The sequence below is a fragment of the Neobacillus drentensis genome (assembly GCF_036965425.1).
GTDB classification, from domain to species: Bacteria; Bacillota; Bacilli; order Bacillales; family Cytobacillaceae; genus Neobacillus; species Neobacillus drentensis_F.
Genome location: NZ_JBALPP010000209.1, coordinates 2,487 through 3,183 on the forward strand (window position 1 = coordinate 2,487; position 697 = coordinate 3,183).

Genomic DNA, 697 nt, shown 5'->3' on the forward strand with positions numbered 1-697 from the left:
TACCAAGGTAATAAGTACAACAGGATGTACTAAGTAAATGCTATATGACATTTTTCCCAAAAAGTGAACGGGTTTTGTTAGTAATATATTTGACAAGACTTTCGAACCTAACACGGATAATAAAATACCAGCTCCACCAATACATACAATCCAATCAAGTAAAATTTGATACAATAGGTAATCAATGTTTTTATATAATTTACCTATAATCATATACGGAAATTGGGTATAATTGTAAAAAGTAAAACTTATTACAATAAGTGGGTATTTAATTTGTTTAATTTGAAACTTACTAATAAGAGGTATCCTATATTTAGCAATTAATGCACCAATTATAAATATTGATAGGTAATGCAAAGTTATAAAATAATTTGTTGATATCGCAAGAGTAAACTGGGTTGGAAAAATTTTAATTAACAAAAATGATCCTATGGAGGTAATTGATGCCATCACAACGGATAACTTCCAACCAACTCTAAACAAAAACAATACCACAAAGGGAAAAATGATGGATATTCTAAACTCATGTACTAAAGACCAAATTACCATAAGCAAAGAATCAGTATCATATTCTCCTAAGAAAAGTACATGGTTAATTAATCCAGTTATAGAAATTTCCTTTGTCCAAGTTGCCCATATTTGCAAATTAGGAACCATTCCAATTTTTGGTAACATTAAATTGATTATTATAACGCTC

General features: G+C 28.6%; 1 protein-coding gene. It reads right to left on the reverse strand.

The genetic code is table 11. From position 1 onward, the window contains the following. A partial coding sequence (locus V7161_RS30110) for an acyltransferase family protein (RefSeq protein ID WP_335716432.1) occupies positions 1–697 on the reverse strand: 697 nt, incomplete at both ends.